Annotated in this window: 12 protein-coding genes; 9 read left to right on the top strand and 3 right to left on the bottom strand. The window is 70.0% G+C overall.

Annotated elements, in window-relative coordinates; genetic code table 11:
• Window positions 1–564: 564 nt before the first annotated feature.
• Complete coding sequence (locus IE263_RS49030) at window positions 565–1,119, top strand: hypothetical protein (protein WP_229911381.1); 555 nt, start codon at window positions 565–567, stop codon at window positions 1,117–1,119.
• Between the two features lie 218 nt (window positions 1,120–1,337).
• On the opposite strand, the gene IE263_RS37590 is transcribed toward IE263_RS49030, so the two are convergent.
• Window positions 1,338–1,835 carry a hypothetical protein gene (locus tag IE263_RS37590; protein ID WP_229911380.1) on the bottom strand — a complete coding sequence of 166 codons (498 nt, stop codon included), beginning with the start codon at window positions 1,833–1,835 and terminating at the stop codon, window positions 1,338–1,340.
• 77 nt (window positions 1,836–1,912) lie between these two features.
• Window positions 1,913–2,833, bottom strand: a complete 921-nt coding sequence (locus IE263_RS37585) for a DUF6731 family protein (protein WP_229911379.1) — start codon at window positions 2,831–2,833, stop codon at window positions 1,913–1,915.
• 474 nt (window positions 2,834–3,307) lie between these two features.
• Here IE263_RS37585 and IE263_RS37580 point away from each other — a divergent pair, with 474 nt between their 5' ends.
• From IE263_RS37580 to IE263_RS37565, 4 genes are all read left to right on the top strand, one after another.
• Window positions 3,308–5,122 carry an ATP-binding protein gene (locus IE263_RS37580; RefSeq protein ID WP_189942561.1) on the top strand — a complete coding sequence of 605 codons (1,815 nt, stop codon included), beginning with the start codon at window positions 3,308–3,310 and terminating at the stop codon, window positions 5,120–5,122.
• Window positions 5,123–5,331: 209 nt separating this feature from the next.
• On the top strand, window positions 5,332–5,622 hold the full coding sequence (locus IE263_RS37575; protein WP_189942560.1) for a helix-turn-helix domain-containing protein: 291 nt from the start codon (window positions 5,332–5,334) through the stop codon (window positions 5,620–5,622).
• The gene (locus IE263_RS37570) at window positions 5,619–7,184 is read left to right on the top strand and encodes a helix-turn-helix domain-containing protein (RefSeq protein WP_189942559.1); all 1,566 of its coding nucleotides are present in this window, start codon (window positions 5,619–5,621) and stop codon (window positions 7,182–7,184) included. The genes IE263_RS37575 and IE263_RS37570 overlap by 4 nt, the downstream gene beginning before the upstream one ends.
• Window positions 7,185–7,204: 20 nt before the next feature.
• Window positions 7,205–7,777, top strand: coding sequence for a transcriptional regulator (locus IE263_RS37565; protein WP_189942558.1), 573 nt, complete (start codon window positions 7,205–7,207; stop codon window positions 7,775–7,777).
• Window positions 7,778–8,094: 317 nt separating this feature from the next.
• On the opposite strand, the gene IE263_RS37560 is transcribed toward IE263_RS37565, so the two are convergent.
• Entirely contained in the window at window positions 8,095–9,105 is a 1,011-nt protein-coding gene (locus IE263_RS37560; RefSeq protein ID WP_189942557.1) for a LacI family DNA-binding transcriptional regulator, read from the bottom strand.
• Window positions 9,106–9,213: 108 nt separating this feature from the next.
• Here IE263_RS37560 and IE263_RS37555 point away from each other — a divergent pair, with 108 nt between their 5' ends.
• The 4 genes from IE263_RS37555 to IE263_RS37540 are packed head-to-tail and all read left to right on the top strand — an operon-like array spanning window position 9,214 to window position 13,470.
• Window positions 9,214–10,368, top strand: coding sequence for a Gfo/Idh/MocA family protein (locus IE263_RS37555; RefSeq protein WP_189942556.1), 1,155 nt, complete (start codon window positions 9,214–9,216; stop codon window positions 10,366–10,368).
• Window positions 10,365–11,363 carry a Gfo/Idh/MocA family oxidoreductase gene (locus IE263_RS37550; protein WP_189942555.1) on the top strand — a complete coding sequence of 333 codons (999 nt, stop codon included), beginning with the start codon at window positions 10,365–10,367 and terminating at the stop codon, window positions 11,361–11,363. The genes IE263_RS37555 and IE263_RS37550 overlap by 4 nt, the downstream gene beginning before the upstream one ends.
• A gap of 3 nt (window positions 11,364–11,366) precedes the next feature.
• The gene (locus IE263_RS37545; protein WP_189942554.1) at window positions 11,367–12,404 is read left to right on the top strand and encodes a Gfo/Idh/MocA family protein; all 1,038 of its coding nucleotides are present in this window, start codon (window positions 11,367–11,369) and stop codon (window positions 12,402–12,404) included.
• Between the two features lie 46 nt (window positions 12,405–12,450).
• A complete protein-coding gene (locus IE263_RS37540; protein ID WP_189942553.1) occupies window positions 12,451–13,470 on the top strand; it encodes a sugar ABC transporter substrate-binding protein in 1,020 nt (339 codons plus the stop codon).
• Window positions 13,471–13,642 lie beyond the last annotated feature (172 nt).

Genomic DNA, 13,642 nt, shown 5'->3' with positions numbered 1-13,642 from the left:
TGCCCTATTTGCCCAGGTGGTGGCGGCGACTGAAGTGCAGAGGTCTGCACTACGGTGTCCGCCGCCGCCCGTTCCCCGGCAGGCAGCGGTCAGGCATCGAGAGGAGGGCACCCGCCCATGAGGCTGCGCGCGCTATGCCCCGCGACATCACGGGCCTGGACCGTGGAACTGCGTTCACACGCAGGCGGGCTCGCCTTCGTCTGTCGGCAGTGCCTCGGCGGCGGCCCCGTCGCAGCACCATCCGCTCGCGCGGCCGCCCTTACTCATCTCGCCCGGCACGCCCGCAGCGACGTACTCGCGCCCCACCTGAGGACCTGCCAGTGCCACGAGCGAGGCTGCCGCTGGCACCGTCGCCACCGCGGCTGCTCCGGCCCCGTCCGGCTGCTTCTCGCCTGCGAGCGCGGGGGCCGGGTGTGGCGGCTCGCCGACGCCTGCACCGCGTGCGCCGCAGCGACAGCCCACGCCGCAGTGGTCCCTGACACCGCCCTGCTCATCCCGCCACCGGCCACATCCCGCCGACAGCGTCGGCGCAATGAACCGGACGGGCGGACCAGGGTCCGGGAAATGTTCAGCTATCTGGCTGCCGCGCTCCCGGCTGGAGCCTCGCCCGCCACCCGACTGATCGCCCTTCAGTGCGCTTTGCGTATGAACGCCAGCATGCGGGTGAGCCTCTCCCTGGGCCTGCTGCGCAGCCTTCGGCTAGGCGGCAACCCGAGCCCCTGGCAGGAACTGGAACAGGCGCGATGGCTGTGCCTGACCCCCGGTCGCGAGACCGGCGAGGTGGCCGCTGTACTGCTGGACGACGCGCTTCTCGGCCAGGCACCCACCCGCCCCGACCGCTGCCATGCGGCGGACTGGGCGGTGCGCGCCGGTTGTCCGAGCCGGGCCGGGGTGCTCGGTCCGCTCCTGCAAGTGGTGAGTGTCTACCTCACGTCACACAGCCACCCCGAGACCGGCCAGGGACTGAATGAAGCTGACCGGACAGCGCGCGAGTGCGGTATCCAACCCGCAGAACTGCCTCACGTGCTGGAGCAGTTGGCTGCGTTGGGGCTGCTGGACTCGTGGCGAATTGCCGCTGATACGGAAGACCTTGGCTGGGCCATGAGGTCTCCGCAGTGAAGGGGGAGCCGAGGGCGGAGCGGAGATGGGCGGAGAAAGGCTTGGTGCGGCACCTGCCGCCCCGCTTTCTGGAGGCGGCCGAACCGGACCCTCGTGGACCGATTGCTCGTTCGCTCCGCCATACCGCATCCTGCCCCTCTGTTCGGGCCAGGTCACCTGCCGGATCGGACAACATGTCCGCGTGTCGAGGGCCGGGCGATCCGTGACATCGCATCGGTCTACGCCGTGCGGTTGCGGCGGCGCTGGCGCCAGCCGGGGTCGAATCGGGGTGTCGGCTGAGGCGGAGGGTCGCTCTGGTCGCGGTCGTTGATCTTCATCATGTTGTCGAGTAGCCACAGCATGCGCAGGAAGCGGATCAGCGCGAACGACATGACTGCCTCGAAGAGATAGCGTGCCGAATGCGCATCGGTCTTGTTGTCCAGCCCCTGAGCGGCGAGGCAGCCCGCACAGATCACGGCGGTGGCGACGAGCAGCGCCTTCCAGTTGCGCCGCAGTTCGTTTTGGTAGTGGCGCCGCGCGGCGCGGATTCGTTCCCCGTTGCTGGAGAGGTAGATGGAGATCGCGATCGAGCTCAGCCCTCCGATCGCGGAGACGACGCCGGCGGCGGTCCCGTACAGAGCAACACGCTGTTCGGACTCGATCCAGGACAGCCAGTCGCCTCTCCCGGAAATCCGCACAGCTGCGACGTGCCCTGACACCAGCAGAAGGGCGATCACGTAGTCCCACCACACGGTCTCTGACCATCGGTCGACGAGAGACTCCCGTACGCTCACGCACCGCCCCCTATCACATGTCAGCGCAGGTCAGCCCCCACAGCCGCCCGCAGCTCGCCCTCGTGCTCGGCCGCTACGTCAAGGATCGCATCCACCGCTGACAAGATCCGGATGGAGTTTCCCTCGTCGTCGACCGCTGAGACCCGCCGCTTCGCCGTGATGTGATGCTCCGTCAGCTCCACGAGGCGGCTGCGCTCTGCACCGTCCGCCTCCGCGAACACCAGCTTGGCCCGGGCGCGGTCAGCGGCCCCCGGGGCCACCGGCGCGATGTCCCTCAGATCGTCCAGCAGCGCCTGACGGTCCTCGTCCCGGCCCTTGCCCCGCGGCACACTGATGATCATCGTGACGTTGATGTCGCCGTAGGCCTCGTGCGCCAGCCGCAGGAAGCTCGCCAGTCGGCCGGTGCGGTTGCGCAGCGCCGATGCCTTGTGGTTTCCGATCTTGATCTCGATGCGAGACGCCCCGTGCGCAGTCCCCAGCCGTTCGACCTCGGCCTTCGACAGCACCGGACGGATCGCCAGCCGTGTGTCGGGAAACAGGTGCAGCTCGTTGAGCCAGGTCTCCAGTCCTTTGTGCGTGGGGGCCGAAACGGAACCCTGCATGATGCCCACCACATTCCCGAACGGCAGGAAGCAGATCGCAGAAGTGTCCACAAAGCCGCGGCTGGCGTTCTGCTCAAGCTCGCGCCACTGGCCGGTGCTCCAATCCATCATGCTCAGCCACTCCGTGGCGTCCTTGACCCGGTGCAACAGCAGATGATCCTGTTCGCGCACAGTGGCCACCGAGCCGACCAAGGTCACCTCCTTGTCGACCATCCGCTCCTGCAGGGTGGCTGTGGCCAGATCACTCAGAGCCCTGTCCCACTCCATGGGAGGCACCCGCACCTGTTCCCCGGAAGCGCCCGCGACGATCTCGAAGAAGGCGATCGTGCGCTCGGGCATGCGTCGGATGGAAGCCACCGCGTCTCCTCGGTCATGCACGCGGCCGGCCTCAGCAGAGGGAACGGGCGTGCGGACGGGCCCAGATGGACATATGACGCTAGCACCTGGTGTCAGTCGAACGGTCCACAGCACGCCACCCCTCCCGGACGCCCCAGAATGTCCCGAATGTGCATTCCGGGGCCCGTCAACACTTCGACATCGGCGGCCTGTCCTGGGTCCGGGACCATCCCGACGGCAATCCCCTCCCTCCTCACAACCGAGCACGTGCGATGCACCGCACGGGCATGCGGTGAGCAGGAAGAGCGCGTCCCTGGCTGAGCCGTGGCTGGGGAGCACAGCCGACCGGCGGGGCGAACAGGAGGTGCCCCGGCCCCGGACGCCCCTCACCCCTTCCGGCGATCTGACCGCCGTGCTCGATTCCTTCAGCAGGCATCCCCGTTGTCCCGGGCATCGGTGAACTGCGGAAGGAAGCCCATGTCGCGGGATCTGTTCGTCAAGCAAGTGGTCATCAGCTCCACCGGCGGGGTACGCACCCTCGACTTCGCCCATCCGGTGGTGTGCATCTACGGCCCCATCGACACAGGCAAGACCACGCTGGTCGACTGCATCAAATACCCGCTGGGTCTTCCGGTGGACTGGCGGCAGGTGCCCTCGGAGCGGCTGACGTCTGTCACGGTGCACCTGCGGATCGAAGGCATGGACATCGCCCTGCGGCGCTCCACGGTCGCCGACACCGGCACCGTCGAACTGATCAGCCCCTACGACGGAAAAGTCGAAGAACTGCTCGACGCCACCGCGCAGCCGGACAGCGACCGGCGCGTCGTGGGCGAGGTGCTGCTGGACCTTCTGGGCCTGTCCGAGCTGTTCGCCCCACCCACCGCCGTCGCACTGCTCGGCAACGGCGCCCGCCTCACCTTCGCCCAGCTCTACGCCTTGAACCACCTCTCCCAGGACATGGTCGACGGCACCGAGGCCGTCCGCGGACAGGCCAACACCGCGCAGTCCTACAAGACGGTCGTCGAGCTCGTGCTCGGACTCATCGATGCCGAGATGCGGGTGCTTGCCGCCCGCCGCGACGACCTGAGCCAGACCGTGAGCCAGTTCAAACGCCGCACCGAGACGATCAGCGAATTCCTGACCGGGAGCGCGGCGGAACTGGAGGAGGAGCTGACCCGCTCCCGGAGCGAAGAACGCCAGACGCTGACGGCACTGGAGGAACTCAAGGGCCGCATGCGCGCTGCCACCACCTTCGCCGATCCGCTGCGCCAGCGCGTCGCCGCCCTGGAAGGAACGCACTCCAGGGCCCGGGAAGAGGGGAAAGCAGCCCAGGCGGCTGTCTCCTCGGCCCAGCGGGCCGTCCAGCGTGCCCAGCAGCAGCCGGGCACCGACCCGGTGCTGCGCTGTCCCTCCTGCACGCAGCCTCTGGCCGGCCGGATCGTTCCCCGGGGAGCCTGTGGCCTGTGCCTGTGCGAACTGGATCCCGGCGCGCGGAACGAGGCCGCAGCGGCAGCCGAAGCCGCGCTGGCCACGGCGCAGCAGCGGGCCGTCGAGGCGGCCAAGGCGACCGGTGAGACCGGGGATGCTCTCGCTCAGGCGCGGGCGGAGCTGGAGGAGCGGACCCGCCTGGAGACCGGGCCTCTGGCCGGCCAGATCGAACAGCTCTCAGCCGCCCACGCCGGTGCCCGCACTCGGACCGGCATGCTCGAGCGGCAGCTCGACCCGCACCGGCGGCTGCTCGAACTGCAGCGGGCGCTGCGCGCGGCAGAGGAAGAACTGCGCGGTGTGCGCGAGGACATCAAGACGCGCAAGAACCTCCTGTCCGGACGCCAGACCACCCTCGCCGAGATCGAGGAGCAGTTCGCAGCCATCATCGGCGGCCTGTCGCTGCCCGGAGAGCCTGGTGCGCGCATCGACCACAACTCGCTCCTGCCGAAGGTCAGGGCAGGGAAACTCACCAAGGTGGGCCACGGCGTCCGCACCGCGATCAACGTGGCCTACCGGATGACATTCCTCAGCCACGCACTCGTCACCGGAGCCACCGATCTGCCGTCCCTGCTGATCATTGATTCGCCGCGCAAGAACGTCGGATACGGCACCGAGGACCAGCAGCTGATCGCACGGCTGTACGCGCACTTCCTCGACCACATTGCCGGCGCCCGCAGCGGCACGCCGCACGCACGCCCGCACCAGGTCATCATCGTCGACAACGACCTGCCGTCCCTGCCCGCGCAGCTGCGCCGCCAGATGCACACCATCGAGCTCACTCGGGACAATCCGCTGGTGCCCTGACCCGCACCACGCGATCACAGTGGGGACGGACTTCACTCTCGAACGCGAGGGCCGTGGGGGTGTGACCGGGCGCGGAGCCCCGATGCACCGCGGCGCCCGCCTCCTGCAGCCCGGCCGTGCCCAGCGCTCCCGGGCCGCAGGCCACCACAGTGTTATGCGAATTACCCATAAATAATGCATCAATCGCATGAACCTGGTAGGGTGGGGTCATGGGAATGTCCTTGCCGGAACGGGTGCGGCTGGTGGTGGCGGCACTGATGCATGCCTCGGGCGAGTCGCAGGCAAGACTGGCTGAGGCGCTGGGGGTGACGCAGGCACAGGTGAGCCGCCGTCAGTCCGGGGCCGCGGCCTGGAGTTTGGCTGACTGTGAGGCGTTGGCCGTGCACTACGGCATGGATGTCCTGGACTTCCTGGCGGGTCCCACCCGGGCGTGCGAGGCACTGCCTGAGGAGCGCCGTGCCGGACGGCGGCGGCCGCCCGTGAAGGGAGAGGTGCGGTGAAGCCGCAGTTCGAGGCGATCGACGCCCTGCTCGCCGCGGCCCGCAAAGAGGTTGAACTGCCCCCGGCTGAGCAGCGCCGCGCCCTGCGTGAAGCACTGGACCTCTCGCGCGCGCAGGTGGCCCGGGCGCTGGGGGTTAGTCCCTCCACGGTCGGCGGCTGGGAGGCGGGCCGTGACCCGGCCGGTGACGTCCGTGAGCGTTACGCCTACTTCCTCGAAGGCGCTCAGGCCAAGCTGGCCGACCTTGATGCCGCCCGGCAGGCTGAAACCGCTGCTCACACCGACCTTCCTCAAGTCGGGCCTGCCATGTCGGGCGGCGGTGCTGCGACGGCTGCTAAGCCGCGGGGTACGGCTGATCAGCCGTACCCGGCGCCGGAAGCCGACGACGTCGAGGACCTGGGCGTGCCCCGGCCGTGCGTCCTGTGCGGGCAGCCTGCCCGCCACCAGGTCGCCGGCTTCCCCCAACATCTCGACCCTGCCCAGTGCGCGACGACAGCACCCGCACCAGCCGCCCCCGCCAAGCGGCTTCAGGGCCGCACGGCGGAGACCATCAAGACCGTCCCCGCGGGCCGCCGTGTGCGGACCGCGTCCGACGCCGACCCGATCGCGGCGGCCGTGGCCGAGGCGCTCGAGGCGCACGAGGGCGATGTCGACGCGGCGACGGCAGCCCTGGTCAAGCGGGCGATCCCGGACGCGATGGCCCTGCTGGACGACTGCCGCAAGGGCGGCCGCTACGCCATCGTCGCCCACCCCTGGATCCCGGACATCCTGCGCAAGCCCTCCGCCCGCGGCGCCGACCAGATCTGGGAGGCCCGCCCCAAGTGGACCCGCCCCGAACTGCCTTCCGGCACGCACGAGGTGACGGCCCTGGACATCAACGGCGCCTATCTCAGCGCGCTCAAGACGCACCTGCCGATCGGTCAGCTGGAGCACACAGCCGGCAACCACCACGACCGCCGCCGTGCCGGCGTTCACCTGATCACCCCGCCCGCATGGGAGCACGGCGCCTACCTGCCCAACCCGATCGGCAACCGGGACGAGCCCGGCCCGCTCTGGGTCACCGAACCCACGCTGCGTCTGCTGCTGCGCCTGTCCGGCCCCCGGTACGGTCTGTGCGAACCGCCGCAGATCCACGAGTCGTTCACCTCGGGCGCGACCGAGAGCCTGCTGGAGAAGTTCCGTATCGCGCTGAAGGACGCCCGGGAGCGGGCGCTCGCCGAGGGCGACGAGGTGACGTTGGAGTATGTGAAGGCGATGTACTCCAAGTTCGTCTCCACGATGGGGGAGTCGAACTACAACCGGGAACTGTACCGCCCCGACTGGATGCACCTCATCCGCTCCCAGGCCTTCGCCAACCTCTGGATGAAGGCGCACAAGGCGCACGACGAGGGCCTGACGGTCGTCCGCGCGATGGGCACCGACGAACTCCACGTCATCGGCACCTGGCGCCGCGTCTTTGCCGAGGGGCGCGGGGTTTTCGAGGCGAAGGTCAAGGACGTCTACACCGTCGGCACCGCGACCGCAGACCCGGCTGCCGCCAAGAAGCCGCGGACTGAGAACTGACAGAGAAGAAGGATCTTCAAGTGCCCGAGCGCACGGCCGAGTTCGGCAAGTACGGCGCCAGCGGAATCAAGGGCCACGAGGCCGTCGCCCGCCGGCTCGACGCCCTCGCCGACTTCATCGCCACCCCCGTCACCACCCGGCGCGGCCTGATGGCCCGCCTGCACTACCTCACCCGCACCCCCCACGCCCGCGCCGCCGCCTACGACGCGGGCCTGACCGTCACCGACCGCACCCTGCAAGCATGGCTGGCCGGCACCCGCAGCCCGACCAAGCAGAACCTCGCCCGGATCGACGACGCCTACCGCGCCGTCCGCCGCCGCAACGTCGCCCGCTACCTCCTGGCCCGCCTCAACCGCGCCGGCCGGGGCACCCGCGTGGAGATCCACCCGCTCAACCAGTCCGGCGTGCGCCCCTCCCACCAGCGGGTCGTAGAACTGCGCACCCTCAACATCCGCCACTGGGAGGCGCTCGTCGCGGCATGGTCCACCGGCGACGACCGGGCCCTGGACGACGCCTGGATCGAGCAGATCGTCGACCTCGGATCGCAATGGGGCCAGTACGAGTACGTCACCAACATCGGCTTCGCCGCCTGACCCACACGCGAGTTCCTATGCCGTGTGGCCCATCCCGGCAGTGAGTGGCATCGCAGATCAGCACCGCCCGCGTGAGCGTCATCCACACGGTGCTGGACGCGATCACGGTCAACTGACGCCCATCGCCGCCAGCCAAGCCGATGACTGTCGGTCCGGGACGACGATTCGGCGAGGTGGTTCAACACCCGCTCTGCGATCCCCGGTTCGTCCCACTCGACCCGGACTTCGCGAAGCTGCTTCGACGACTGCTCGGCGAGGGCGTCCAGTTCGCTCCGGGGCCGGACGAGCGGTGGTCCACTGCCGCTCCCGCATCCCCGCTATCGCTTGTCGCCCTTCGGCGGCGCGGTGGTGCCACGCACTTCGAGCGTCGGCGCGGCGAGGACGGTCGTACCGGGACGGGCCGGGTCCGCGATCCGGTCGATGAGATGCTGGGCGGCGCGGCGGCCGACGTCATGGCTGGCGTTGTCGACGGTGGTGAGCCAGAGGTGTCGCAGGCGGGACAGGTAGGTGTTGTCGTAGCCCACGAGGGAGAGGTCGCGCGGTACCTGGAGGCCGATTTCCTCGGCCGCGGACAGTGCGCCCACGCATGCGATGTCGTTGAAGGCGAACAGGGCGGTGGGCCGTTCGGCAGCGCTGAGGAGGCGGACCGTGGCCCGGTAGCCGCCCTCCTCGGTCAGGTCGCCCTGCTCCACGATCGCTGTGTCGTCCAGCCCGTGCTCGCGCATGACCGCCTCGAAGCTGCGCCGGCGAAGGTCGCCGACGACGCCCTGCCCGGCGATGTGGGCGATGCGCCGATGGCCGAGTCCGATGAGGTGCTCGGTGGCCAGGCGGGCGCCGTGCTCGTCGTCGTTGGCGACGATGTCCACCAGGGGGAGCGCGGGCTCACGCGCGCCCGCGACGACGGTGGGGATCTGCGCCGCCGCGGTGCGCAACGCCTCGGAGGGCGGCAGGGTGCCGACGGCGATCAGACCGTCGACTCGTAGCTCGGTGAAGGTGCGGGTGAGGTTCTCGCCGAGGCGCCGGTTGAGGTGGCCGTCGGCCAGCAGCATCCGCAGGCCGCCGTCGTGGAGGCGGGAGTTGAGGCCGTCCAGCAGTTCCACGAACCAGGGGTTGCGCATGTCGTTCAGCAGCACGCCGACCGTGCGGGTGCGCCGCTCGCTGAGACTGCGCGCGGCGGCGTTCGTCCGGTAGCCGAGCTCCTCCACGGCGGCCAGCACGGCCTGCCGTCTCTCCGGGCGCACCTGGTCGGATCCGCGCAGCACGAGGGAGACCAGTGATTTCGACACGCCGGCCCGTTCGGCGACGTCGCGGATGGTCGGAGGTCTCATGGGTGGACCGTTCCACACGCTTGCGCTTCGTGTCAAAGGGTTGACACGTGGGAGAACGGGCTTCACTGTGAGCGCAGCGAGTATGGAACGGTCCAAAGAGGGGCAGTCATGGTGAGTACGCTCGGCGTCGCCGTCGTGGGGTTCGGCTGGATGGGGAGGGTGCACACGCAGGCGTACGCCAGGGTCCCGCACCACTTCCCGCAGCTGCCCCTGCGGCCGCAGCTGGTCTCAGTCGCCGAGGAGGTGCCGGGCCGGGCCGAGGAGGCCGCCGCGCAGTTCGGGTTCGCCTCGACCACCCGTGACTGGCGTGAGGTGGCCGCCGATCCCCGCGTCCAGGCTGTCAGCATCACCGCGCCGAACTTCCTGCACAGGGAGATCGGTGTCGCGATGGCGGAAGCCGGCAAGCACCTGTGGATCGAGAAGCCGGTCGGCCTCACGGCCACGGACGCCGGCGCGGTCGCCGACGCGGTGGCCAAGGCCGGTGTCCAGGGCACGGTCGGCTTCAACTACCGCAACGCGCCCGCCGTCCAGACGGCCCGCGACCTGATCGCCTCCGGCGAGCTCGGCACCGTCACTCACATCCGCATCCGCCTCTTCAGCGACTACGCCGCCCATCCGGACGGCGCCCTGACCTGGCGCTACGAAAAGGAGCGCGGCGGCAGCGGAGTGCTCGGCGACCTCGCCTCGCACGGCGCGGACCTCGCCCGGTACCTGTTGGGTGACATCGCATCGCTGACCGCGGACACGGCCGTGTTCATCCCCGAGCGCGCCCGTCCGACCGGCGCCACCGCAGGCCACACGCGTGCCACCGGCGGCGAGTTGGGGCCGGTCGAGAACGAGGACTACGTCAACTGCCTGCTGCGCTTCGCCTCCGGCGCCCGCGGTGTCCTGGAGGCCTGCCGGGTCTCGGTCGGCGAGCAGAACAACTACGGCTTCGAGGTGCACGGCACCAAGGGCGCGGTGTTCTGGGACTTCCGCCGCATGAACGAACTCGGCGTCAGCCGCGGCACCAGCTACCAGGACCAGCCCGTCGCCACGGTCTACGTCGGCCCGGGCGACGGCGAGTACGGCGCCTTCCAGCCGGGCGCGGCGACCAGCATGGGCTACGACGACCTGAAGGTCATCGAGGCGTACCGCTTCCTGCGCTCGGTCGCCGAGGGCACCCCGCACGGGGCCACGCTCGACGACGCCGTGCACAGCGCGGCCGTCGTGGACGCCATGGCACGCTCCGCCCAGAGCGGGACGTGGGTGAACCTGGTATGAGCAACGTGCGCATCGGGGTGATCGGCGCGGGCAACATGGGCGCCGACCATGTGACCACCCTCCACCGGCACGTCTCCGGCGCCGAGGTCACGCTCGTCGCGGACGTCGACAAGGAGCGCGCGGCCCTGGTCGCCGGTTTTGTGCCCGGCGCGCGGGCCACCGACGACGCGTACGCGCTGATCGCGGACCCGGACGTCGACGCCGTCGTCATCGCCTCGCACGACACCACCCACGCCGACCTGTGCGTCGCCGCCCTGCGGGCCGCGAAGCCGGTCCTGTGCGAGAAGCCGCTCGCCCCGACCCTCGACGAGTGTGTGCGGGTCGTCCGGGAGGAGCGGCAGGTCGGCGGGGGACTGATCTCGCTCGGTTTCATGCGCCGCTTCGACCCCGCGTATGTCGAGCTCAAGTCGGCCGTCGGGGCGGGGAGCTGTGGTGCCCCGCTGCTCGTGCACTGCACCAGCCGTGGTGTGTCCTCCGCTCCCGGCTGCACCGACGAGCTCAGCGTCACCGGGTCGGCGATCCACGAGTTCGACACCGTGCCCTGGCTGCTCGACTCGCCGGTCACCGAGGTCAGCTGGCACGCGGGGCGTTCCACCTCGGCGATGGCGGGCCTCCACGACCCCCAGCTGATGCTGCTGCGCACCGCCGACGGCACGCTGACCACGGTCGAGGTGTTCCTGAACGCCGGGTACGGCTACGACATCCGCTGCGAGGTGGCGGGCGAGCACGGCACGCTGGCCCTCACCAACCCGGCACGGCTCGTGTCCGACTCGGCCCGCGCCCGCTTGACCGGCTACCCCGCCGACTGGCGCCCCCGCTTCGCCGACGCCTACCGCCTGGAGCTCCAGGCGTGGACCGACGCCGTGGCCGCGGGGCAGCCGTCACCCCTGGCCGACGCGTACGACGGCCTGGTGGCGTCCGCCGTGGCCGAGGCCGTCATCGCATCCATGAAGGACGGCGGCAGGACCGTCCCCGTCCAGGTCCCGGAGGTCTGAGCGATGCCCGCCTTCCCCTCCGCACTGCCCGCCGCCCGCACCCCGGACCCCATGGACGCCCCCGCCCTGCGCTGGGGTGTCCTGGGCACCGGCTGGATCGCCGAGCGCTTCGTGAGCTCCGTCCAGCGGCACACCCGTCAGAAGTTCACGGCCGTGGCCTCCCGCGACGCGGCCCGCGCCAAGGACTTCGCCGAGGCCAACAACATCCCCGGCTCCTACGGCTCGTACGAAGACCTGGTCGCCGCCGGCGACGTCGACATCGTGTACGTGGCCACCGAGCACACCGCCCATCTCGCCTGCGCCCGGCTGGCGTTGGAGGCCGGCAAGCACACCCTCGTGGAGAAACCTATCGGGCTGGACGCCGCTGAGGCGACCAGGATCGCCCGACTGGCCGCAGAGCGGGGCCTGTTCTGCGCCGAGGCGCTGTGGACCTTCTTCCTGCCCAGATTCGACGTGGTCCGCCAAATCCTCGACTCGGGCGTCCTCGGCGAGGTCCACACCGTCCTGGCCGACATCGGCGAGCACTTCGGCCCGGAGCATCGCATCCTGCGCCCCGAACTGGCCGGCGGGCCGCTGCTGGACCTGGGCACCTACCCCGTCTCGCTGGCCACCTGGGTCCTGGGCGCGCCTGCGCACATCCAGGCTTGCGGCCAGCCGCACCCCGCGGGCGTGAACGGCCAGACATCCGCGATCCTGCGTGACACGCACGGCAACCAGGCCGTCGTCCACACCACGCTGTTCAGCGACACCCCGACCACCGCGACCATCGCCGGCAGCCACGCAACCCTGAGCCTGCCGGGCCCCTTCTACCAGCCCGGCGACCTCGTGCTCACCCCGTCCGGCGGCGGCACTCCGCTGACCTGTGCCGGATCCCGCACCGCTCACGACGCCCTGCACTTCGAAGCCGCCGAGGCGGCTCGCTGCATCGCGGCCGGTTCGCCGCAAACACCGTTGCGGCCCCTGTCGGACTCGATCGCCACCCTCCGGGCGATGGACGAGATCCGCAGGCTGACCGGCATCACCTTCCCCCGGCCCGCCTGAGCCGGGTCTGAGTCCCTGTCCCCTGCTGCACAGTGAGGTGCACAGAATGAACCCCATAGCCGCTCCCTTCTCCCGCAGAGTCGCCCCCGCGCTGGCCGTGGCCACGGCGGCAGTCCTCGCCCTCGCGGGCTGTTCCAGCAGCTCCGGTGGCAAGAAGTCCGAGGAAGGCACGGCCGACGCCTCCGCGGGCAAGGCGAGCACGCCCCGGATGACGATCGCGATGGTCACCCATGCGCCTTCCGGCGACACGTTCTGGGACACCATCCGCAAGGGTGCCGAGGCCGCCGCGGCCAAGGACAACGTCAAGCTGATCTACTCCAACGACGAGACCGCCGGCGACCAGGCGAACCTGGTGCAGAACGCGATCGACCAGAAGGTCGACGGCATCGCGGTCACCCTCGCCAAGCCGGACGCGCTCAAGGACGTGATGGCCAAGGCGGAGAAGGCCGGCATCCCCGTCGTCGGGCTCAACGCGGGCATGACCGCCTGGAAGGAGCAGGGCCTGCTGTCGTTCTTCGGCCAGGACGAGTCCGTCTCCGGGCAGGCGCTGGGTACGAAACTCAACTCCACCGGTGCCAAGCACGCCCTGTGCGTCGTCCACGCGCAAGGGGACGTCAATCTCGAAGAGCGCTGCGCCGGAGTGAAGAAGACCTTCAGCGGCAAGACTGACGTGCTCTACGTCAACGGCGCCGACATGCCGTCCGTGAAGTCGACGATCACCGCCAAGCTCAAGCAGGACACCACCATCGACGAGATGGTCACGCTCGCCGCCCCGATCGCGCTGACCGCGGTGCAGGCGGTGTCCGACGCGGGCAGCAAGGCGAAGATCGCGACCTTCGACCTCAACAAGGAACTCGTCTCCGCCGTCGAGAAGGGCACCATCGAGTTCGCCGTCGACCAGCAGCCATATCTGCAGGGCTACCTCTCCGTCGACGCCCTCTGGCTCTACAAGAACAACGGCAACTACAGCGGCGGCGGCGAGGAGCCGGTACTGACCGGGCCGGCTTTCGTCGACAAGAGCAACATCGACAGCATCGCGGCGTTCGCCGCGAAGGGAACCCGCTGAAACCTGAGGCAAGGTGGCTACACCGCCCGGGCCCGCCGCACTGCCTGGCGCGGCGCTGCGGGCCCGAGCCCGTACCGGTCCACTTCGGCCGGCATCCGATGCCCGATGTTTCGGATGGGCGCAGCCGGTTCAGTCCTCTCCCCTGGAGACGGCCCACTCGAGCCACCGGTCG

This window comes from Streptomyces aurantiogriseus (genome assembly GCF_014649375.1).
Taxonomy (GTDB): Bacteria; Actinomycetota; Actinomycetes; order Streptomycetales; family Streptomycetaceae; genus Streptomyces; species Streptomyces aurantiogriseus.
Note: the sequence above shows the minus strand (reverse complement) of the source record. Positions and strands in the feature narration are given on the sequence as shown.